This window comes from Burkholderia sp. SRS-W-2-2016, assembly GCF_001931485.1.
GTDB lineage: Bacteria > Pseudomonadota > Gammaproteobacteria > Burkholderiales > Burkholderiaceae > Paraburkholderia.
The window spans coordinates 37,347-57,599 of record NZ_MSDV01000040.1 but is presented as its reverse complement, the minus strand read 5'-3'; the positions used below and the strand labels follow the sequence as shown (position 1 = coordinate 57,599).

The window sequence follows — 20,253 nt, the reverse complement described above, 5'->3', positions numbered from 1 at the left end:
GGAATGCTTCAGGAGTAGGGCTTTACCTGCCCACGTGCGTGCGTGCCTGCCTGCCGCTCAGGCGGAGTGAGCCGGCGGCGCATCGGCCGCGGGCGGTGTCTGGCGCAGGCTCAGCTTGTGAAAGCGCAGCGTCATCAACACCGCGACGCTCGCGAGGCCGGCCGCGAGACCCCACCACAAGCCGCGCGCGCCGAGCCCGAAGTGAAACGCGAGCGTATAGCCGGTCGGAAAGCCGATCACCCAGTAGCCGAACGCGGCGGCGATCATCGGCACCCGCACGTCCTTCAGTCCGCGCAGACAGCCCGAACCGACCGTCTGCATCCCGTCGACGATCTGGAAAATCGCCGCGACGCCGAGCAGCGAACTGGCGAGCGCGACCGTCGACGCGTTGGCCGGATCGTCCAGATGCAGATACAGCCCGACGATCCAGTGCGGCGCGGCGATCAGCACGATCCCCGACAGCGTCATGAAGCCGACCCCGAGCGCGAGCGCGACGAAGCCCGCGTGACGCGCGGCGAGCGGCTGGCCGGCGCCGGCCCAGTAGCCGACCCGCACGTTGGCGGCCTGGCCGATCGACAGCGGCACCATGAACGCGACCGACGCGACGTTCAGCGCGATCTGGTGCGCGGCCAGTTGCGACTCGCCGAGCAGGCCGACCATCAGACCGGTGGCGAGAAACAGCGTCGACTCGACGCCATAGGTGATCGCGACCGGCCAGCCGATGCCGAACAGCTCGCCCATCAGCGGCAGCTTCGGCCGCGTCGCGACGACGAAGTGCTTGAAGCGCGGCCGCAGATGCAGCAGCGCCATCAGCACCAGCGCGGTCAGCCACACGGTGATCGTGGTCGCCGCCGCCGAGCCGAGAAAGCCGAGCCGCGGCAGCCCCCACGCGCCGTGGATCAGCCCGTAGTTCAGGAAGCCGTTCACGCCGACGCTCGCGATCGACACCCACAGCAGCCGCCGCGCCGCGCCGATCGCCGGCAGGAACGAGCGCATCAGGCCGACCCCGATCAGGCTCGCGGGCGCGCCCCAGCGCAGCACCTCAGCGTATTTGCCGACGTTGTGCGAGAGCAGGCCCGGTTCGCCGAACGCGAGCATGATCTGCGACGCGAACGACAGCAGCGCGAACGCCGGCACCGACAGCAGCACCGACAGCACGAAGCCGGTCCAGTAGATATGCGGGACGCGGCCGTCGTCCTGCGCACCGCGCGCGTGCGCGACGGTCACGCTGACCGAGGTCAGCACGCCCTGCAACAGCGTGACGACGACGAAAAACAGGTTCGCGCCGAGGCCGCCGGCCGCGAGTGCGTCGGGGCCGAGCGAGCCGAGCAGGATCGTGTCGGTGACGCTCATCGCCATCTGCGACAGCTGCGCGATCGCAAGCGGACCGGCGAGCCGCGCGGTATCGGCGGCGTGGCGGGAAAGGGTCGGCGGCCGGGTGGCCACCCGGGCAAAGCCAGATTGGGTCATGAAACGCCTGGGCGCGGAAAGTGGCGACAGCGCGGGACGAATGCGGCGGGGAGGCGGCGCCGGGCGGTGAGCTAGCGCTCGCGTAGCTTTGGCTGCGGTGCGGCGTGCTCCGGCGAGCGTGGCGGGCGCGGCTCGCGCCGTAGGCGGCGCGGCATGCTTCGCGGCGTGGTGGCGCGCTGCCCGGTCAGGTCGCCGGTTTTGCGCGCCGCTGGCGTAATCCGTCGTTCGACTGTCGAAACCGACAGCTTATTGTGTCGCCCGGCCGCTGTCGATGGACAACGCACATTGCTGGTGCGTGCGCGTGGCTCGCCGCCCACGCGCCACCCCCGCGCCGCCCGCGCGCCGTTCAGCCCTCGTGTACCGCGATCCGCGTATCGCCTAGCAACACGACCTGGCCCGCGCGAATCTTGCAGGTTTTACGCGTCTCGACGCGGCCGTCGACCGTCACCGCGCCGTCCGCGACCATCATCTTCGCGGAGCCGCCGCTGTCCGCGAGGCCGGTGATCTTCAGCAGGTTGTGCAGCTCGACGTAGTCGCCGGTCAGCGTGAAATTGAGGTTGGGCATGGGGTTTGCACCTTCGGGCAGGGTCGCGGTCGGGGTTCGCATCATAAAGCAAGCGACGCGCAGGGTGACGGGCTCCGAGCTTGTCGCAAGCAATTGAAAGAAGATGTTATGCAGCTGTCGGAAAGTGAAACGTTCCGTAACGCTGGTCGCCTCGACGCGATTTCACTCCTAAAGTCAGTTCTGCAAGCAAAGCCCGCTGCATTTCCGGGATCGCCCCCCGGCAACCATCCAGCGATGCGTAGACCGGACGAGACGCGCGGGACAGCCCGTCATCGCGACGCCGGACAGTTCGTCCGTGTCAGCACAATTCTAGAGAGGATAAAGCCATGACCCAGATTCGTTCGCTCCTGATCGGTACCGCCCTGACTGCTTTTGCCGCGACCGCCGCCGTCGCGCAGACCGCGCAGCCTGCGGCAGGCCTCGGCGGCCAGGCGCAACTGCAGACGCAGGGCGCAGTGAGCGCCGCGCCGGCGGCGGCTCCGGGCAGCCAGGGGATGCCGGGCACGCCGCCGGCCGCCGCCCAGGGGATGCAGGCCGGCGCGCAAGCGGGGCTTCAGGCGCCCGCCGCGCAAGGCATCCAGCCGCCGCCGCCGCCGACCCGTCTGACCGCGTCGGGCTCGGCCGACCCGCTGGTGCAGAAGCGTGAGGCCGATGCGAAGGCCAACGCCGAGTATCGCGCGTCGAAGAAGGCGTCGAAGACCGAAATGAAGGCGCAGCAGAAGGCCGCGAAGGATCAGTACAAGGAGCAGGTGCGCGGCGCGAAGCTGAACCAGAAGGCGGACAAGCAGAGTGCCAACAACGAAATGAAGATGGACATGCAAGGGCAGGCGAATGCGCAGGCCGATGGTGTGGACGTCAAGCATTAAGTCGACGGGAGGTTGGCGGCGCGTGAGGTCCCGGTCCCCGGGCTCGCGCGCCGCGGATGGCGTCAGGTACTGTTTCAGGGAGGTTTCAAAATGAAGATCACTCGATCCACGAAGAATCGTGTTTATGCCGCGTTGATCGCGACCTGTCTGTCGTCGGCGGTGTTTGCGCAGACGTCCGAGCCGGCCGCGGCGCCTGCCACTCACGCGGACAAGAAGGCCGTGAAGGAGCAGTCGAAGGCCGACAAGAAGGCCGCCGTCGCGCAGGCCAAGGCCGACAAGACCAAGACCGATGCACAGGCCGATGCCGACAAGGCAAACGCCGAAGCCAATCTGAAGGACGCGAAGAAGCAGTAATGCGCGCGAGGCGAACCGGCGGCCGTAAGTTGACTGCCGCCGGTTTTGCGGCAGCAATCGCGTCGCTTTCTCGCCGCTAAATCAACCCGGAAAAAAGGGTCGCTTGTCGGCGAGAGTTGTATGGATATACAGTGTGCGCCACATCCTGAATTAATCCCGCGCATACCGATCCGTGTCCACCGTCGCCGAATCCGCCCCGTCGTTCGATACCGCCGCCTGGCTCGCCAAGCTCAACGACGCGCAACGCGAAGCCGTCGAACACGGCGCCGACACGCCGCACGCGCCGGCCGGCGCGCTGCTGGTGATCGCGGGCGCCGGCTCCGGCAAGACCAATACGCTCGCGCACCGCGTCGCCAATCTGGTGGTGAACGGCGTCGATCCGCAGCGGATCCTGCTGCTGACCTTTTCGCGCCGCGCGGCGCTCGAAATGATCCGTCGCGTGACCCGTATCACCGCGGCCGCGACGGCCACCGCCGGCGGCCCTGCCGCACGCGCGGCGCTCGCGCAGGGACTCACGTGGTCGGGCACCTTCCATAGCGTCGGCGCGCGCCTGTTGCGCGAATACGCGGACCTGATCGGCCTCGCGCCGACGTTCACGATCAACGACCGCGAAGACTCCGCCGACCTGATGAACCTCGTGCGCCACGAGCTCGGGTTGTCCGCGAAAGAGCGGCGCTTCCCGGCCAGGAGCACCTGTTTCGCGATCTACTCGCGGGTCGTCAACACCGGCGCGTCGCTCGGCCAGGTGCTCGATAGCGCGTTCCCGTGGTGTCGCGAGTGGGAGGACGATCTGCGCCGGCTGTTCGCCGCGTACGTCGACGCGAAGCAGAAGCAGAGCGTGCTCGATTACGACGATCTGCTGCTGTACTGGTCGCATATGGCCGCCGAGCCCGCGCTTGCGGCCGATCTGTCGGCGCGCTTCGATCACGTGCTGGTCGACGAGTATCAGGACACCAACCGGCTGCAGGCGTCGATCCTGCTCGCGCTGAAGCCCGATGGCCGCGGCCTGACCGTGGTCGGCGACGACGCGCAGTCGATCTACTCGTTTCGCGGCGCGACCGTGCGCAACATCCTCGATTTCCCTGCGCAGTTCGATCCGCCCGCGCGCCAGGTCACGCTGGAGCGCAACTACCGCTCGACCCAGCCGATTCTGGCGGCATCGAACGCGGTGATCGAACAGGCGAGCGAGCGCTACACGAAGAACCTGTGGACCGACAAGGCGTCCGCGCAGCGCCCGCGCCTCGTCACCGTCGCCGACGATGCCGCGCAGGCCCGCTACGTGGTCGAACAGGTGCTGGAGGCGCGCGAGCAGGGGATGAAGCTGAAGGCGCAGGCGGTGCTGTTTCGTGCCGCGCATCACAGCGCCGCGCTCGAGGTCGAGCTGACCCGCCGCAACATTCCGTTCGTCAAATTCGGCGGCCTGAAATTTCTCGATTCGGTGCACGTGAAGGACGTGCTCGCGGTGCTGCGCTGGGCCGAGAATCCGCGCGACCGGGTGGCCGGCTTCCGGGTCGTGCAGCTGCTGCCCGGCGTCGGGCCGGCGACCGCCGCGAAGCTGCTCGACGAGATCGTCGAGCGCGCGGGCGGGGCCGATCCGGTCGCGAGCGCCGGCGGCGTGCTGGCTGCGTTCGCCGCGCCGGCGCGCGCGCAGGAGGACTGGCATCCGTTCGTGAAGCTGATGTCGAGCGTGTACGGCCGGCAGAGCCCGTGGCCCGCCGAGTTCGAGATGGTGCGGCGCTGGTATGAGCCGCATCTGGAGCGCAATCATGAGGACGCCGTGGTGCGGCACGCGGACCTGCTGCAGATGGAAAGCATCGCGGGCACCTATGCGTCGCGCGAGCGCTTCCTGACCGAATTGACGCTCGATCCGCCCGACGCGACCAGCGACGAATCCGGCGTGCCGCTGATCGACGAGGACTACCTGATCCTGTCGACGATCCACTCCGCGAAGGGGCAGGAGTGGCGCAACGTATTCGTGTTAAACGGCGTCGACGGCTGCATTCCGTCAGATCTGGGCACCGGCAGCGACGAGGAAATCGACGAAGAGCGCCGCCTGCTGTATGTGGCGATGACGCGCGCGAAGGAGGACCTGCATATCGTCGTGCCGCAGCGTTTTTACGTGCACAACCAGACCCATCTCGGCGACCGGCACGTATGGGCGTCGCGTACGCGCTTTATCTCGACGCCGCTGCTGCCGTTGTTCGATGCGTATGCGTGGCCGCGCGTGCCGGTTGCGAGCGCGCCGAGCGCGACCGGGCTGGCCGCCGCCGCGCGGGCGAAGCTCGAGATCGGCGCGAAGCTCAGGAAGATGTGGGACTGAGGCGGTGACGGGCCGCCGCTATCACCGTGCCTGTTGCGAGGATTGCCGCTGCTGCGGCTGCGCGACCGGGCGCGGCGGCACGAAGAAATTGCGCAGCCACGCGGCGAGCCGCGAGAACACGTCGTAGGGTTCCTCGACGAAGATCTCCGGCTTCAGCAGCCGCAAATACTCCATGATCTGTTGCGCTTCCTGCTTCTGGAAAGTGCCGTGCGAAATGCCGAGGCGCAGCAGCCCGCGCAGTTCGCCGAGCTTTTCGCGCGCGGTGCTGCCGACGCTCGTCTCGCACGCGACCTTCGCCTCGTAGACGCGCTGGCGCAGCGATTCGACCAGCCGCCACGCGGGGGTCTGCATCAGTTCCTCGAGCGCCTGGATGTCCTGCACCGAACCCTTGATCTGCGACGCGAGCGGATCGACCAGCGTCGCGTCGCCTTCCGCTTCCTTGACGATCGCCGCGGCCCAGTCGTGACACTGTTTCGCGAGTTCTTCGGGGGTCCATTCCGAGCGCGCGGCGAAGCCGAAGCCGAATTCGCTCGCCTGACGCATCAGGATCGACACGACGTCCGGAAACTCCTTGTCGAGCGTGCGCTTGGCCCACGCGTACTGGCCGCCTTGCAGCATCCGCTGCACCGCGTGCTCGGTCAGCGGCACCATGTTGTCGAGCAGCTTCGCGCGCAGGAAGTCCTCAAACGACGGCGTCGCGAACTGCGGATCGAGCTTCAGCGAGACCCGCAGAAAAGCCTCGAAATCCTTGCGCAACGACGCGACGGTCTCGTCCTTGAGCTTGAGGGTGATTTGACCCATGTGTTATCCCGTTTAATGCTGCCGCGCCCGGCGCCGTCGCGATTGGCGGCCCCTGTCTGTGGACCGGGGCGGCGCGACGCCCGCTGCCGACGCGGTGTGTTCCAGCCTGTTGCCGCGTCACCAGCGGGACGAATCCCGATGAGCGGACCTCGACTGCATATCGGCGGAGGGACGGGAAACTTGAGGGTGGGGGTGTCGGCGTTCCGCGAGGAACGCCGCGGCGCGCGGCGCTGGGCGCTTACTTCAGCACCAGCCACTGCCAGCCGAAGAACACGATCAGGCCGACCGCGATGGTCAGCAGCGGCCGGCGCGTCACCGCGCTCACCACAACGGCGGCCAGCGCGCCGACCAGCTGCGGATTGCGCCACGTGAGTTCGGCATCGGCGCCGTGCGGCGATACGGCCATCGGCACGATGATCGCGGTTAGCACGGTGACCGGCACGAAGCCGAGCGCGGTGCGCACGAGCGGCGGGAACACCAGCCGGTCGCCGAGCACGAACACGGCCGCGCGGATCAACCAGGTTATCGCGGCCATGCCGACGATCAGAACGACGTAGTTCATCGCGTGGCCTCCACGGTGCGGCGCGCGCCGCGCAGATTCAGCCGCGACACCGACAGCAGCACGCCGACCGCGACGCCGACGAACACCGCGCCGAGCAGCCCGAGCTTGTACGGCCACGCCTGCCAGAAAAATGCCAGCGTGCCGGCGGTCGCGGCCGCCGCGATAAAGCGCAGCGCGACCAGTTGCGGGACGACGATCGCGATGAAGGTCGCGACCATCGCGAAGTCGAGCCCGAGCGATTGCAGGCCGGGGAAGGCCGCGCCGAACAGCAGGCCGGCGACGGTCCACAGCTGCCAGTTCAGATACATCGCGACGCCGGCGCCGAAGAAGTAGTGCGGGCCGACCGTGCCCGGCTCGCGATGCCGGTAGTGTTCCCACGCGACCGCGAACACTTCGTCGGTGAGCAGCGCGCCGAGCGCCCAGCGCCAGCGCGCCGGCAGATGCGCGACGTGCGGCGCGAGCGTCGCGCTGTACAGCACGTGACGCAGATTGACGACGAGGGTGGTCGCCCAGATCACCGCGAAGCTCGCGTGTCCGGCGATCAGGCCGAGCGCGATGAATTGCGCGGAGCCGGCGAACACGATTAGCGACATCAGCTGACCGTGCCACAGATGCAGCGGGCCGGACGCGACCAGCGTGCCGAAAATGACGCCGAACGGCGCCGCGCCGACCATCATCGGGATGATGTCGCGCGCGCCGGCGGTGAATTCCTTGAGATGGCCCGGGCGTGTGGCCTGGGCTTGGGTTGAATTGCTCAATCTTGCCTCCTTGATGGACGCAAGCTTAGCGGGCCGGGGGCGATTGGGCTTGTACGTTCTTGCGGCGGGAGGGAGCGATGGGAGGGCGCGGTGGGCGAGCGCCCTTTACGAACCCCGGTTATTGCCCTGCCATTGTCCGGGCGGCACGCCGAACATGCGGCGGAAATGCCGGGTGAAATGGCTCTGGTCGGTGAAGCCGCTGGCGGCGGCGACGTCTGTCACCGAAACACCCGCGCGCAGCGGTGCGAGCGCGCGCTGCAAGCGCACCTGATTGCGCCACGCGTGCGGCGGCAAACCGGTCGACTGGGTGAACAGCCGCGCCGCGTGAAACGGCGACAGACCAGCGGTGCGCGCGACCTCGGCCAGCGTGACCGGCTCGATCAGATCGCCGGCCAGACGCTCCTGCATCAATGCGATACGGCGGTCGTCGGCGGCGAGCCGCGCGTCCGCCGGGCGCGTCTGCGCGTAACGGACCAGCAGCGTCGACAGCGCATCGAGCATTGCGGCTTCGGCGGCGAGCGGGTCGGCGCCGGCTTCGAGCAGCTGATGCGCATGCGCGAGGCGCGTCGCCAGATCGGGGTCGCGGATCACGCCCGGCTCGAACCACGGCAACGCTTGCGGCTTGCCGGCAATTTCGTCGGCGAGTTCGCGAATGAAATCGACCGGCGCATACATCACGCGATACCGCCAGCCCGCGTCGACCGCCTTCGAGCCCGTGTGCAGTTCGCCCGGATGGATGATCGGGATGCCGCCCGCCTCGGCGACGTAGTTCTCGCCGCGATACCGGTAGCCCTCCGCGCCCGCGACGATCACCGGAATCGTGTACGCGTCGTGCCAATGCGGCGCGAACTCGTGGTCGTGATATTCGGCGGTGAGCAGATCCGCGCCGGGCAGCAGCGGCGTGCGCCAGTAGCGGGCGGAATCGCGGAAACGGGAAATGGCGGTCATGACGAAAGTCCGGCTGGACCGGTCAGTGTAGCGCGTCGCGGGGGCGGGCGGCGTGGCCCGCGAACCGCGTGACGCAGGCCGGGTTACTTGACGGGAATCGTCGTGCCGGCCGGCATCGGCACCGCACTGACGCTGTTTTTCGCGCTGCCGCTGACGACCCGGTCGCTGTAGGTCAGATAGACGAGCGTGTTGCGCTTCGCGTCGACCACGCGCACCACGTGCAGCGACTTGAAGATCAGCGACATGCTGACGGAGAACACGTCGTCCTTCTGTTTGACGGGGCCGGCGAAATGCAGCGGCCCGACCTGGCGGCACGCGATCGACGACTCGGTCGGATCTTCGGCGATGCCGAGCGTGCCTTTGACGCCGCCGGTCCGCGCGCGCGACACATAGCAGGTGACGCCTTGCACGAGCGGATCGTCATAGGCCTCGACGACCACCCGGTCCGAGCCGGTGATGCGGAAATTCGTGTTGACGCTGGCGACTTCTTCGCCGTGCGCGGTCGACAGCAGCAGGGCGCCGACGGCGGCGAACGCGAGGCGTAGCGAAGTGGATTTCATGGGTGTGCCGGGTGAACGTTGAGTGGGGCGGCGGGACGTTTTGCGAACGTGTCGCGCGTGTGCCGCGAAGCTGCCATCGTATAACGGCGCACGGGCAACGCGATGCGAACCGGCATGTTCGACGTTCGGCGCAGCGCACCGGCGCGCTGCCGCAAAACCGCCGCGCAAAACAAAAAGGCCCGCACGGATGCGGGCCTTTCAAAATTTTGGCTCCTCGACCTGGGCTCGAACCAGGGACCTACGGATTAACAGTCCGGCGCTCTACCGACTGAGCTATCGAGGAACAGCAGTACAACTTGATCTACATAAAAAAACCCGTCTTGGTTAACGGGCTTTTGAAATTCTTGGCTCCTCGACCTGGGCTCGAACCAGGGACCTACGGATTAACAGTCCGGCGCTCTACCGACTGAGCTATCGAGGAACAGCAGTACAACTTGATCTACATAAAAAAACCCGTCTTGGTTAACGGGCTTTTGAAATTCTTGGCTCCTCGACCTGGGCTCGAACCAGGGACCTACGGATTAACAGTCCGGCGCTCTACCGACTGAGCTATCGAGGAACAGAACAACAACAGCAGAGAAGCGAAATTGTAGAAGCAGCTTAAACGGCTGTCAATACCTCTCCGCTAAATCCGAACAAATTTCTGTCCGGCGCGACGACAGGCGAGTGCGCCGGCGAACCGCGCACTCGTAGCGCATCGCTTAGCGGGCGAGCAGCGCGAGCTTCTCTTTCACGTCCTTGAATTCGTCGGCTTCCGGCAGCGGCGCCTTGGTCTTCGTGATGCTCGGCCAGTTCTTCGCCAGGTCGGCGTTCAGCTCGATGAAGTTCTGCTGGTCGCCCGGCACGTCTTCTTCGGCATAGATGGCATTCACCGGGCACTCGGCCACGCACACGGCGCAGTCGATGCATTCATCGGGGTCGATCGCGAGGAAGTTGGGACCTTCGCGAAAGCAGTCCACCGGGCACACATCGACACAGTCGGTATAGCGGCACTTGATGCAGCTTTCGGTCACAACGTGAGTCATTCAGGCAGCTCCTGCATACGGAATCAGGGAAGGCGCGGACGCCAAAAGCGGTATTGTAACTTAACGTCAAGAGCCGCATGAAGCATCGGACAGCGGCTCTTATACGTTTTCGTGATTAGTTTATGGGGTGTTGCGGGCATGCGCTGACGTGCCCGGCGGCACGCTGAATACGGGCGCATTCGGGTAACATGCGTCACAGGTCGGCGCGCGGCTAACAATACGCGTGCCCGTTGCAAGGGCGATGTGAGCCCTTGTGTTTTCCGGCGGTCCTGTTCGTACCATCATGATTATTACTTCGCTGCTCGATACCGATCTGTACAAGTTCACGATGATGCAGGTGGTATTGCATCACTTCCCCGCCGCGAATGTGGAATATCGTTTCCGCTGCCGTACGCCGAACGTCGATCTGGTGCCCTACATCAACGAGATTCGTGACGAAGTGCGCAAGCTCTGTGACCTGCGCTTCACCGACGACGAACTCGACTACCTGCGCCGCATGCGCTTCATCAAGGGCGACTTCATCGAGTTTCTCGCGCTGTTCCATCTGAATGAGAAGTACATTTCGATCACGCCGTCGCCGAAGGGCAACGGCGAAATCGACATCGATATCAAGGGGCCGTGGCTGCACACGATCCTGTTCGAGATCCCGATGCTCGCGATCGTCAACGAAGTCTATTTCCGCAACACCCAGCAGACCCCCGCTTACAGCGAAGGGCGCGGCCGCCTGCTCGACAAGATCCAGCTGCTCGGCGCGCGGCCGGAATTCGGCGACTGCAAGATCGCCGATTACGGCACGCGCCGGCGCTTCTCGAAGCAATGGCACGAGGAAGTGATCCTCACGCTGAAAGACGGTCTGGGCGAACAGTTCGCTGGCACCAGCAACGTGTTCTACGCGATGAAGCACAACCTCACGCCGCTCGGCACGATGGCGCACGAGTATCTGCAGGCGTGTCAGGCGCTCGGGCCGCGGCTGCGCGACTCGCAGATCTTCGGCTTCGAGATGTGGGCGAAGGAGTATCGCGGCGACCTCGGCATCGCGCTGTCGGACGTGTATGGGATGCAGGCGTTTCTGCGCGACTTCGACATGTACTTCTGCAAGCTGTTCGACGGCGCGCGCCACGACTCCGGCGATCCGTTCGACTGGGGCGAGCGCCTGCTCGAGCACTACGAGGCGAACCGCTGCGATCCGCGCACCAAGGTGCTGGTGTTCTCCGACGCGCTCGATATCCCGAAGGTGCTGCAGCTGTACGAGCGCTTCCGCGGCCGCTGCAAACTCGCGTTCGGGGTCGGCACGAATCTGACCAACGATCTCGGCTACAACCCGCTGCAGATCGTGATCAAGATGGTTCGCTGCAACGGTCAGCCGGTCGCGAAGCTGTCGGATTCGCCGGGCAAGAACATGTGCGACGACAAGGCGTATCTCGCGTATCTGCGCCAGGTGTTCGGCATCGCGCAGCCGGAAGAAGAAGCGGCGAAGTAAGCGCGCCTCGCGTCGCTTGCTGCGCAATAGGCGGTCCGGCCAGGGTGTTTTGGGCCCTGGGCCGCCGGTATAATCCTCGCCATATCGCCGCCCGGCCGTCGACACGAGGATTTCGCCCATGGACACATCGATTGCCCGCCGCAACATTCTGGCGCGCATCCGCGCCGCGCAAGGGCGCGAGCCCGAGCCGAGCGCCGCCGAGCGCGACGCCGCGGCGGACTACCTCGCGCGCCATCCGGCCGGTCCGCGCCCGGAGCTTCCCACCGATCTGTGCGCGCGCTTCATCGACGAAGCGCGCAAGATGGCGACCACCGTCGACACCGTTCAAACCCTCGCCGATGTACCGGCCGCCGCGCATCGCTATCTGAGCGAACACGGCCTGCCGTTGCAGGCAATCGCGTGGCAGACGCTGCTCGATCTGCAATGGGCCGACGCGGGCCTTACCGTCGAATTTCGCAAACCCAAAGACAACGACGTGGTCGGTCTCACCGGCTGCTTTTGCGCGACCGCGGAGACCGGCACGCTGGTGTTGCTGTCCGGACCCGAGACCTATGCGTCGGCCGGACTGCTGCCGGAAACGCATATCGCGATCGTGCCGGCGTCGCGCATCGTCGCCGGTCATGAGGACGCATTCGCGCTGATCCGCCAGGAGCGCGGCGAGCTGCCGCGCGCGGTCAACTTCGTGTCGGGACCGTCGCGTACCGGCGATATCGAGCAGACCATCGTGCTGGGCGCGCACGGTCCTTACCGGGTGCATGCGATCGTCGTGCAGGGTGCCTGAGGGGCCGGGCGGGGTGTCCGGGCGGCTGGCGCGGCGGCGTCGTCATTACGCGGGCGAGCCTGGCTGTGTACCGGTCACACGCATTACGGCGGGTGACCCGCAGCAGCGCGGCGGCGGCGTGAATACACACGTCGGGCGAATCAGCCAATCGTTAGCCGTGGCAACGCTGCTGGCGCTGTGGTCGCAACCGACATGGGCCGCGATGCCCGACGGCGCGTTGCTGTCTGCGCTGTGGGGGCTGCCGTTCGCGGGCATGCTGCTGTCGATTGCAATCTTCCCGCTCGTCGCGCCACATTTCTGGCATCACCATTTCGGCAAGATCGCGGCCGCGTGGGCGCTCGCTTTTCTGTTGCCGTTCGCGTCGAGCTTCGGCGCCGGCGAGGCGTTCGCCGCGCTCGTGCACGCGATGTTCGACGAGTACATCCCGTTCATCATTCTGCTGACCGCGCTTTATACGGTCGCCGGCGGCATCTGCGTGCGCGGCGAGCTGCGCGGCACCCCGGCACGCAATACCGCGCTGCTTGCGCTCGGCACCGCGCTCGCGAGCGTGATGGGCACGACCGGCGCAGCGATGCTGCTGATCCGCCCGCTCTTGCGCGCGAACCAGCACCGTCGTCATGTCACGCATATGGTGGTGTTTTTTATCTTTCTGGTCGCGAACGTCGGCGGCTCGTTGTCGCCGCTCGGCGACCCGCCGTTGTTCCTCGGTTTTCTCGAAGGCGTGAGTTTCTTCTGGACCACTACGCATCTCGCCGCGCCGATGCTGTTCGTCAGCGGCGTGCTGCTCGCCGGCTTTTACGCACTCGATTCGTACTATTTTCACCGCCGCGAGGACGCGCTTTCGCGTCCGACTGAAGCGACGCCGCGCGGCGCGGCCGTCAGCCTCGAAGGCAAGCTCAACTTCGTGCTGCTCGCCGCGGTGGTCGCGTTAGTTTTGATGAGCGGCCTATGGCGCCCGCAGGTCACGCTCGAGTTGTTCGGCACGCACGTCGAGTTGCAGAACGTCGTGCGCGATCTCGCGTTGATCGGCGTCACGCTGGTCTCGCTCGCGGCGACCCCGCGCGCCGCTCGCGCGGGCAACGACTTCAACTGGGCGCCGATCGAGGAGGTCGCCAAGCTGTTCGCCGGCATCTTCGTGACGATCGTGCCGGTCATCGCGATGCTGCAGGCGGGCAAGGACGGCGCGTTCGCCGGTCTCGTCGAGCTGGTCCACGAGCCGGGCGGCGAGCCGCGCGACCTGATGTACTTCTGGGCGACCGGGTTGCTATCGTCGTTTCTGGACAACGCGCCGACCTATCTCGTGTTCTTCAACCTCGCCGGCGGCGACGCGCAGACCCTGATGACCACGGGCGCGTCCACGCTCGCCGCGATGTCGGCCGGCGCGGTGTTCATGGGCGCGAACACCTATATCGGCAATGCGCCGAACTTCATGGTGAAGTCGATCGCGCAGTCGCGCGGCGTGCGCATGCCGAGCTTTTTCGCTTATCTGGGCTGGTCCGGCGCAGTGCTCCTGCCGCTGTTCGCGCTGACCGGCTGGCTGTTTTTTCGACACTGATCGCGCCGCCGGGGCGGCTCCGCCCGGCGCGCGATACCGCCAATACGGAGACTTGCCATGCAGAAAATCCTCGTTGCCCGTTCAATCTTTCCCGACGTGATCGAGCGGCTCAAACAGCATTTCGAGGTCGACTGGAACGACGGCGACGTGCTGCCCGCCGACGAACTGAAGCGCCGCCTTGCCGACAAGGACGGCGCGCTGACCGCCGGCGACATGATCGGCGCCGACGTGCTCGCCGCGGCGCCGCGCCTGCGGGTGGTGGCGAACATGGCGGTCGGCTACAACAACTTCGACATGGCCGCGTTCAACGCGGCGAACGTGCTCGGCACCAATACGCCGGACGTGCTCAACGAATCGACCGCCGATTTCGGCTGGGCGCTGATGATGGCGGCGGCGCGCCGCATCGCCGAATCCGAGCACTGGCTGCGCGCCGGGCATTGGAACAAGTGGAGCTACGACGGCTTTCTCGGCGGCGACCTGTACGGCTCGACGCTCGGTGTGATCGGCATGGGCCGGATCGGTCAGGCACTCGCGCGGCGTGCGCGGGGCTTCGACATGCGGGTCGTCTATCACAACCGCTCGCGGGTCGCGCCGCAGATCGAGAGCGAACTGAATGCCGAGTACGTATCGAAAGAGGACCTGCTGCGGCGCGCCGATCACGTCGTGCTGGTCCTGCCGTACACGAAGGACAACCATCACACGATCGGCGCGGCCGAACTCGCGCTGATGAAGCCGACCGCCACGCTGACCAATATCGCGCGCGGCGGCATCGTCGACGATGCGGCGCTCGCCGAAGCGTTGCGCGACAAGCGCATCGCCGCGGCCGGTCTCGACGTGTTCGAAGGTGAGCCGAAGCTGAATCCGGCGCTGCTGACCGTGCCGAACGTCGTGCTGACGCCGCATATCGCGAGCGCGACCGAAACGACTCGCCGCGCGATGGCGAATCTCGCCGCCGACAATCTGATCGCCGGCCTCGGCGCGGGGCCGCGCGCCGGTCAGCCGCCGAATCCGATCAACCCCGATGTGATCGGCAAGGCGCGTACATGACGATGATTCTGGTAGCGGCCGTCGCGGTGCTGGCGGTCGCGTTGGTGATCGCGCTCGCGCTGCTGCTGCGCGCGCACGCTCGCGCGGGGCAGGACGAGCAGTTCGAACAGTTCGAGCTGCTCAATCAGCGTCTCGATGTAGTAACCGACACCCAGGTGCACGCGTACGAACGGCTCGAACGGCAGTTGCGTAACGACATCGCCGAGACCGCGCGCGCGTCGCGCGCCGAGCAAAGCGGCGGCTTCGCGCATTTCCAGCAGACGCTGGCCGCGCAGTTCGGCAGCATGACGACGGTGCAGGGCGGCAAGATCGACGGCTTCGCGCAGCAGCTCGACGCGGTGCGTCACAGCCTGCAGGTGCAGGCGCAACAGGCGCGCGACGAACAGGCCCGCTCGCTCAAGCAGTTCGGCGACACGCAGAGCCTGCAACTGGGCCAGTTGACCGAGGCGAACGACCGGCGCTTCGCCGAAGTGCGCGCGACGATCGAGCAACGCCTGAAGGACATCGAGGCGAACAACGCGACGCGGCTCGAGGAAATGCGCCGCACCGTCGACGAAAAACTGCACGCGACGCTCGAACAGCGTCTGGGCGAGTCGTTCAAGCTGGTGTCCGACCGGCTCGAACAGGTGCATCGCGGGCTCGGCGAAATGCAGACGCTGGCGGCCGGCGTCGGCGATCTGAAGCGCGTGCTGACCAATGTGAAGACGCGCGGCACGTGGGGCGAAGTGCAGCTCGAAGCGCTGCTCGAACAGTTGCTGACCGCCGACCAATACGCGAAGAACGTCGCGACGGTGCCGAAGAGCACGGAGCGCGTCGAGTTCGCGATCCGCCTGCCGGGGCGTCCGGAACCGGGTGGCGCGAATACGCCGGTATGGCTGCCGATCGACGCGAAATTCCCGCGCGAAGACTACGAGCGGCTGATCGAAGCGCAGGAGAGGGCCGATCCGGTGGCGGTGGAGGATGCGTCGCGCGCGCTCGAAGCGCGGATTCGCGCGGAGGCCCGCACGATCGCCGAAAAGTACGTGGCGCCGCCTCATACCACCGACTTCGCGCTGCTGTTCCTGCCGACCGAAGGCCTGTATGCGGAGGTGCTGCGCCGGCCGGGGCTCACGGACCTGCTGCAGCGCGACTATCGGGTGACGATCGCGGGGCCGACCACGCTGACCGCGCTGCTCAACAGTTTGCAGATGGGTTTTCGCACGCTCGCGATCGAACAGCGCTCGAGCGAGGTGTGGCAGGTGCTCGGCGCGGTGAAGACGGAGTTCGGCAAATTCGGCGACGTGCTGGCTAAAACCAAGGCGCAGCTCGAAACGGTCACGCGGTCGATCGAGGCCGCGGAAACGCGCACTCGCGTGATGAACCGCAAGCTGCGTGATGTCGAGGCGTTGCCGGGAGAGGCGGCGAGCGGGTTGCTCGGCGATGCGCTATCCGGGCTGGAGCCGGAGCTGGGGCCGGACGAGCAGTAAGCGGTGAAGCGTGGGAGCGGGTTACGTGGGGCGGGCCTGCCAAACCACGCACCGCGGCCCCGCGACGAGCGCGCCGCGATGCGCGGACGTTGCGCGGACGTTGTGCGGCGGCGCGGATCGTCGCTGGCGTTACGCTTCTTCCGGCGCGTCGGTCAGGTGGATTTCGATGCCGCCGAAGCGCGAGGCGACCCAGTTGTACGCGTGACACGCAATCCACAGCAGCACGAAACCGAGAATCGCGTTCAGCAGCAGCGCGCTGAACACCGTGCTCAGCTCGACCGAGCCGTAGCGCACGAACGCGACCAGCACGCCGAGCAGCACGATCGGCACCGAGAACGTCAGATACACGAGGATCAGCGCCTTGGCCGTCTGTCCTGGAGCGATGAACGAGATCTGTTTTTTCATGTAAAGCCCGTGAGTCGTATTAGTAGTAGTTGAAATGCCGCGTCGTGCCGATCCGGTGCCGGCCTCGCGCGTGGTCCGCTAGATCAGGCCGTCGAACAGCATGATCGACACACGTTCTCCGGCGTCGATGTTGCCTTCGTCGTGGCCGAGCGCGATGAAGCAGTTCGCTTCGCTCATCGAGCTCAGCACGCCCGAGCTTTGCGAGCCGGTCGGCGTGACGTGCCAGTGGCCATGCGCGTCCTGTTCGGCGATGCCGCGCTGGAATTCCGTGCGGCCCGCGCGCTTTTTCAGCGCAACGCGGCTCGCCGCGTGGATCACCGGCAGCGGCCGCGGCGTCGCGCCGGCCATCAGCAGCAGCGCTTCGCGCACGATCTGGTAGAAGGTCACCATCACCGCCACCGGATTGCCGGGCAGGCCGAAGAATAGCGCAGGTTTGCCCTGACCCGGCTGCGAGCCGGACCACAGGCGGCCGAACGCGAGCGGCCGGCCGGGGCGCATCGCGAGACTCCAGAACGCGACGTCGCCGAAGGTCTGCAGCAGCTGCTTGGTGAAATCGGCTTCGCCGACCGACACGCCGCCCGAGGTCAGCACCACGTCGGCATCGGCCGCGGCGCTGCGCAGCGCCGCTTCGAGCACGGCCGGCTCGTCGCGCACGACGCCGAGGTCGAGCACGTCGAGGTTCAGGCGGCGCAGCATCGCAAACAGCGTGTAGCGGTTGCTGTCGTAGACCGAGCCGGCGTCGAGCGGCTCGCCGAGCGAGCGCAGTTCGTCGCCGGTCGAAATGAACGCGACGCGCAATCGGCGTCGCACGCTGACTTCGCCGATCCCGAGCGACGCGAGCAGGCCCAGATCGGACGCGCGCACGATGCGCCCCGCGCGCAACGCGACATGGCCGCGCGCGAGATCTTCGCCGGCGCAGCGCCGGTTCGCGCCCGGCGCGACCGCATCGGCCCCGAAGCGGATCGAAGCCGCGGCGGCGCTCTCGCGCTCCACCAGTTCTTGCGGCACCACGGTGTCGCAGTCGGCCGGCATGCAGGCGCCGGTCATCACGCGCACGCACTGGTTCGTCGCGACGCGGCCCGCAAACGGATGGCCGGCCAGTGCCTTGCCGGCGACGCTCAGCTCGATGTGTCCGGTATCGTTCGCCACGAGTGCCGCGCGGTTGAACGCGTAGCCGTCCATCGCCGAGTTGTCGTGCGCGGGGACGTCGATCGGCGACACGATGTCGGCGGCGAGCACGCGGTCGAGCGCATCGCGTAATGCGACCCGCTCGACGGCCGCGAGCGGCGTCGCCCATTGGCGAACGATCGCCTGAGCGGCCGCAACAGGTAGCGCGTGAGGATCGTACTGCGCGACGCAGCGGGAAAAGTCGTTGAGCGTGGTCATGAAGGGCTGGGCGTCGCGCCCGGAGTGGGGCGCCGCGAATGCCGGGCGGACGGAGCGGATGTCAGCCGGGGCCTCGAGCACGTTCGAGGTCGGCGAGTTCTTGTAACGAGTTGGCATTGTAGAACGGTCGCTCGTCGCTAAAGACGACTTCGACCGTCGTGTGGCGCGCGTACCACGCACGGACCTTGCGTTCGCCGGCGGCCAGAAACGCGGCGAGGTCGTCCGCGAGCGCGGTGCGCAGCAGCGCGAACACCGGGTGCAGCGACGCGTTGCCGCGCGCGTCGAGCGTGGTGACGGTGGCGATGTCGGCGTGGTTCGCGTCGAGCGCTTGCGCGAGCCGGACGGCGAGGTCCGTGGGCAACCACGGGGAATCGCAGGGCGCGCTCAGCAGATATTCGCTGCCGGCCGCGCGCATGCCGGCCAGCAGACCGGCGAGCGGGCCGGGGAAGTCGGCGAGGGTATCGGCGACAACCGTCGCTCGATACGGCGCGCCGAGCGCGGCATAGATGTCGGAATGGCGATTCGCGCTGATCAGCAGCGCGCCGGTTTGCGGCGCGAGACGCCGCAGCACGTGCGCGGCGAGCGGTTCGCCGTGAAGCGGCTGCAGCCCCTTGTCGACGCCGCCCATGCGCGTGCCGCGGCCGCCCGCGAGCACGAGGCCGGTGATCTGTTCACGGGTGACTTGCATGGGCCGGCCGCTCAGCCGCCGATGTAGGACATTTCGACGCGACGCCGCGCCGGCTCGGTATCGGCCGGCTGGCTGCCGCGCAGCTGCGAATAGCGGTCGCTGCGGCCCTGCCAGATTTCGGCGATCGCGGTGGCGATTTCCGCATCGCTCGCGCCGCCGCGCAGCAACGCGCGCAGATCGTGCCCGGTCGAGGCGAACAGGCACAGGTACAGCTTGCCTTCGGTGGACAGACGCGCGCGCGTGCAACTGCCGCAAAACGCGCGCGTGACGCTCGAGATCACGCCGATTTCACCCGAGCCGTCGACGTAGCCCCAGCGCTGCGCGGTCTCGGCGGCGCTGTGCGCTTCGAGCGGCACCAGCGGGAAGTGTTCGGCGATGCGCGACACGACATCGGCCGACGGCAGCACTTCGGTCATGTTCCAGCCGTTCGACGTGCCGACGTCCATGTATTCGATAAAGCGCAGCACCGCGCCGGTGCCTTTGAAATGGCGCGCCATCGGCACGATTTCGCCGTCGTTGGTGCCGTGCTTGACGACCATGTTTACCTTCAGCGGCGCGAGCCCGACCGCGTGCGCGGCGGCGATGCCGTCGAGCACGTCGGCGACCGCGAAGTCGGCGTCGTTCATGCGGCGAAACAGGGTGTCGTCGAGCGCGTCGAGGCTGACCGTCACGCGGCTGAGGCCGGCGTCCTTCAGGCTGCGCGCCTTGCGCGCGAGCAGCGAGCCGTTGGTGGTCAGCGTGAGATCGAGCGGACGGCCCGCCGGCGTGGTGAGGCTCGCCAGACGTTCGATCAGGAATTCGAGGTTCTTGCGCAGCAGTGGCTCGCCGCCGGTCAGGCGAATCTTCTCGACGCCATGCGCGACGAACAGCTTCGCGAGCCGTTCGATCTCCTCGAAGCTCAAGAGCGCGCTGTGCGGCAGGAACGCGTAGTCCTTGTCGAACACCGCGCGCGGCATGCAGTAGACGCAGCGGAAGTTGCAGCGGTCCGTCACCGAGATGCGCAGATCGCGCAGCTCGCGCGCGAGCGTGTCGTGCAGCACGCCGCTAGGCGTTTGCGCCGGACCGGTGACGACCGGCGCCGCGCTGAGATCGGCAACGGGGATGATGCGTCGGGACATGGGGTGCTTCGTCGGATGTCTGCTTTGCTGGAACGAACCGCGGATATCTCATTTTATCGGAAATGCCCGTGGTGGCTGGGGGCCTGCGACGCGGGTGG

20 protein-coding genes and 3 tRNA genes are annotated in these 20,253 nt (G+C 66.9%); 8 read left to right on the top strand and 15 right to left on the bottom strand.

The features are described from left to right. Positions 1–57: 57 nt before the first annotated feature. Positions 58–1,470: an MATE family efflux transporter gene (locus BTH42_RS18255; RefSeq protein ID WP_075301917.1), complete on the bottom strand. Its 1,413-nt coding sequence runs from the start codon at positions 1,468–1,470 to the stop codon at positions 58–60. Between the two features lie 346 nt (positions 1,471–1,816). Further along, entirely contained in the window at positions 1,817–2,035 is a 219-nt protein-coding gene (locus BTH42_RS18250) for an RNA-binding S4 domain-containing protein (RefSeq protein ID WP_075301915.1), read from the bottom strand. A gap of 326 nt (positions 2,036–2,361) precedes the next feature. On the opposite strand from BTH42_RS18250, the gene BTH42_RS18245 reads away from it, so the two are divergent. From BTH42_RS18245 to BTH42_RS18235, 3 genes are all read left to right on the top strand, one after another. Continuing rightward, on the top strand, positions 2,362–2,901 hold the full coding sequence (locus tag BTH42_RS18245; RefSeq protein ID WP_075301913.1) for a hypothetical protein: 540 nt from the start codon (positions 2,362–2,364) through the stop codon (positions 2,899–2,901). 90 nt (positions 2,902–2,991) lie between these two features. Then, positions 2,992–3,255 (top strand): hypothetical protein, encoded by a 264-nt coding sequence (locus BTH42_RS18240; RefSeq protein ID WP_075301911.1) that lies wholly within the window; start codon positions 2,992–2,994, stop codon positions 3,253–3,255. A gap of 172 nt (positions 3,256–3,427) precedes the next feature. Continuing rightward, on the top strand, positions 3,428–5,575 hold the full coding sequence (locus BTH42_RS18235; protein WP_075301909.1) for an ATP-dependent helicase: 2,148 nt from the start codon (positions 3,428–3,430) through the stop codon (positions 5,573–5,575). Positions 5,576–5,596: 21 nt separating this feature from the next. On the opposite strand, the gene BTH42_RS18230 is transcribed toward BTH42_RS18235, so the two are convergent. The 9 genes from BTH42_RS18230 to fdxA form a co-directional block, all read right to left on the bottom strand. Continuing rightward, on the bottom strand, positions 5,597–6,376 hold the full coding sequence (locus tag BTH42_RS18230; protein ID WP_075301907.1) for a DUF4088 family protein: 780 nt from the start codon (positions 6,374–6,376) through the stop codon (positions 5,597–5,599). A gap of 238 nt (positions 6,377–6,614) precedes the next feature. Further along, the gene (locus tag BTH42_RS18225; protein ID WP_075301905.1) at positions 6,615–6,938 is read right to left on the bottom strand and encodes an AzlD domain-containing protein; all 324 of its coding nucleotides are present in this window, start codon (positions 6,936–6,938) and stop codon (positions 6,615–6,617) included. Next, positions 6,935–7,696, bottom strand: a complete 762-nt coding sequence (locus tag BTH42_RS18220; protein WP_075301903.1) for an AzlC family ABC transporter permease — start codon at positions 7,694–7,696, stop codon at positions 6,935–6,937. The genes BTH42_RS18225 and BTH42_RS18220 overlap by 4 nt, the downstream gene beginning before the upstream one ends. 105 nt (positions 7,697–7,801) lie before the next feature. Then, a complete protein-coding gene (locus tag BTH42_RS18215; RefSeq protein WP_075301901.1) occupies positions 7,802–8,644 on the bottom strand; it encodes an AraC family transcriptional regulator in 843 nt (280 codons plus the stop codon). An 83-nt stretch (positions 8,645–8,727) separates the two neighbouring features. Beyond that, a complete protein-coding gene (locus BTH42_RS18210) occupies positions 8,728–9,204 on the bottom strand; it encodes a CreA family protein (protein ID WP_075301899.1) in 477 nt (158 codons plus the stop codon). A 207-nt stretch (positions 9,205–9,411) separates the two neighbouring features. Next, positions 9,412–9,487, bottom strand: a tRNA-Asn gene (locus tag BTH42_RS18205). A gap of 62 nt (positions 9,488–9,549) precedes the next feature. Beyond that, positions 9,550–9,625 (bottom strand) — tRNA-Asn (locus BTH42_RS18200). A gap of 62 nt (positions 9,626–9,687) precedes the next feature. Next, positions 9,688–9,763: transfer RNA gene (locus BTH42_RS18195), tRNA-Asn, on the bottom strand. Between the two features lie 142 nt (positions 9,764–9,905). Next, complete coding sequence (gene fdxA, locus BTH42_RS18190) at positions 9,906–10,229, bottom strand: ferredoxin FdxA (protein WP_020069367.1); 324 nt, start codon at positions 10,227–10,229, stop codon at positions 9,906–9,908. Between the two features lie 283 nt (positions 10,230–10,512). Between fdxA and pncB the strand changes: the two genes are divergently transcribed. The 5 genes from pncB to BTH42_RS18160 all read left to right on the top strand — a co-directional run bounded on the left by pncB (position 10,513) and on the right by BTH42_RS18160 (position 16,558). Continuing rightward, a complete protein-coding gene (gene pncB / locus BTH42_RS18180; protein ID WP_075301897.1) occupies positions 10,513–11,709 on the top strand; it encodes a nicotinate phosphoribosyltransferase in 1,197 nt (398 codons plus the stop codon). Between the two features lie 118 nt (positions 11,710–11,827). Next, positions 11,828–12,490: a lactate utilization protein C gene (locus BTH42_RS18175; protein WP_075301895.1), complete on the top strand. Its 663-nt coding sequence runs from the start codon at positions 11,828–11,830 to the stop codon at positions 12,488–12,490. A 202-nt stretch (positions 12,491–12,692) separates the two neighbouring features. Next, complete coding sequence (locus tag BTH42_RS18170; RefSeq protein ID WP_143752110.1) at positions 12,693–14,045, top strand: sodium:proton antiporter; 1,353 nt, start codon at positions 12,693–12,695, stop codon at positions 14,043–14,045. 57 nt (positions 14,046–14,102) lie between these two features. Beyond that, the gene (locus BTH42_RS18165) at positions 14,103–15,092 is read left to right on the top strand and encodes a D-glycerate dehydrogenase (protein ID WP_075301891.1); all 990 of its coding nucleotides are present in this window, start codon (positions 14,103–14,105) and stop codon (positions 15,090–15,092) included. Continuing rightward, positions 15,089–16,558: a DNA recombination protein RmuC gene (locus BTH42_RS18160; RefSeq protein WP_075301889.1), complete on the top strand. Its 1,470-nt coding sequence runs from the start codon at positions 15,089–15,091 to the stop codon at positions 16,556–16,558. The genes BTH42_RS18165 and BTH42_RS18160 overlap by 4 nt, the downstream gene beginning before the upstream one ends. A gap of 129 nt (positions 16,559–16,687) precedes the next feature. Here the strand turns inward: BTH42_RS18160 and BTH42_RS18155 are convergent, their stop codons facing one another. The 4 genes from BTH42_RS18155 to moaA all read right to left on the bottom strand — a co-directional run bounded on the left by BTH42_RS18155 (position 16,688) and on the right by moaA (position 20,155). Next, positions 16,688–16,963 carry a hypothetical protein gene (locus BTH42_RS18155; protein WP_075301887.1) on the bottom strand — a complete coding sequence of 92 codons (276 nt, stop codon included), beginning with the start codon at positions 16,961–16,963 and terminating at the stop codon, positions 16,688–16,690. Positions 16,964–17,041: 78 nt separating this feature from the next. Then, entirely contained in the window at positions 17,042–18,349 is a 1,308-nt protein-coding gene (gene glp, locus BTH42_RS18150; RefSeq protein ID WP_075301885.1) for a gephyrin-like molybdotransferase Glp, read from the bottom strand. 61 nt (positions 18,350–18,410) lie between these two features. After that, positions 18,411–19,037, bottom strand: a complete 627-nt coding sequence (gene mobA, locus BTH42_RS18145; protein WP_075301883.1) for a molybdenum cofactor guanylyltransferase MobA — start codon at positions 19,035–19,037, stop codon at positions 18,411–18,413. 11 nt (positions 19,038–19,048) lie between these two features. Then, positions 19,049–20,155: a GTP 3',8-cyclase MoaA gene (gene moaA / locus BTH42_RS18140; protein WP_075301881.1), complete on the bottom strand. Its 1,107-nt coding sequence runs from the start codon at positions 20,153–20,155 to the stop codon at positions 19,049–19,051. Between the last annotated feature and the right edge of the window lie 98 nt (positions 20,156–20,253).

Excerpts from the sequence above, each read along its gene's own strand:
- BTH42_RS18250 (WP_075301915.1), bottom strand. The coding sequence starts at position 2,035 with ATGCCCAACCTCAATTTCACGCTGACCGGCGACTACGTCGAGCTGCAC.
- BTH42_RS18225 (WP_075301905.1), bottom strand. The coding sequence starts at position 6,938 with ATGAACTACGTCGTTCTGATCGTCGGCATGGCCGCGATAACCTGGTTG.
- mobA (WP_075301883.1), bottom strand. The coding sequence starts at position 19,037 with ATGCAAGTCACCCGTGAACAGATCACCGGCCTCGTGCTCGCGGGCGGC.
- BTH42_RS18215 (WP_075301901.1), bottom strand. The coding sequence starts at position 8,644 with ATGACCGCCATTTCCCGTTTCCGCGATTCCGCCCGCTACTGGCGCACG.
- BTH42_RS18255 (WP_075301917.1), bottom strand. The coding sequence starts at position 1,470 with ATGACCCAATCTGGCTTTGCCCGGGTGGCCACCCGGCCGCCGACCCTT.
- BTH42_RS18175 (WP_075301895.1), top strand. The coding sequence starts at position 11,828 with ATGGACACATCGATTGCCCGCCGCAACATTCTGGCGCGCATCCGCGCC.
- BTH42_RS18210 (WP_075301899.1), bottom strand. The coding sequence starts at position 9,204 with ATGAAATCCACTTCGCTACGCCTCGCGTTCGCCGCCGTCGGCGCCCTG.
- glp (WP_075301885.1), bottom strand. The coding sequence starts at position 18,349 with ATGACCACGCTCAACGACTTTTCCCGCTGCGTCGCGCAGTACGATCCT.
- BTH42_RS18245 (WP_075301913.1), top strand. The coding sequence starts at position 2,362 with ATGACCCAGATTCGTTCGCTCCTGATCGGTACCGCCCTGACTGCTTTT.
- BTH42_RS18230 (WP_075301907.1), bottom strand. The coding sequence starts at position 6,376 with ATGGGTCAAATCACCCTCAAGCTCAAGGACGAGACCGTCGCGTCGTTG.
- moaA (WP_075301881.1), bottom strand. The coding sequence starts at position 20,155 with ATGTCCCGACGCATCATCCCCGTTGCCGATCTCAGCGCGGCGCCGGTC.
- BTH42_RS18155 (WP_075301887.1), bottom strand. The coding sequence starts at position 16,963 with ATGAAAAAACAGATCTCGTTCATCGCTCCAGGACAGACGGCCAAGGCG.
- BTH42_RS18160 (WP_075301889.1), top strand. The coding sequence starts at position 15,089 with ATGACGATGATTCTGGTAGCGGCCGTCGCGGTGCTGGCGGTCGCGTTG.
- BTH42_RS18240 (WP_075301911.1), top strand. The coding sequence starts at position 2,992 with ATGAAGATCACTCGATCCACGAAGAATCGTGTTTATGCCGCGTTGATC.
- BTH42_RS18170 (WP_143752110.1), top strand. The coding sequence starts at position 12,693 with ATGCCCGACGGCGCGTTGCTGTCTGCGCTGTGGGGGCTGCCGTTCGCG.
- pncB (WP_075301897.1), top strand. The coding sequence starts at position 10,513 with ATGATTATTACTTCGCTGCTCGATACCGATCTGTACAAGTTCACGATG.
- BTH42_RS18165 (WP_075301891.1), top strand. The coding sequence starts at position 14,103 with ATGCAGAAAATCCTCGTTGCCCGTTCAATCTTTCCCGACGTGATCGAG.
- fdxA (WP_020069367.1), bottom strand. The coding sequence starts at position 10,229 with ATGACTCACGTTGTGACCGAAAGCTGCATCAAGTGCCGCTATACCGAC.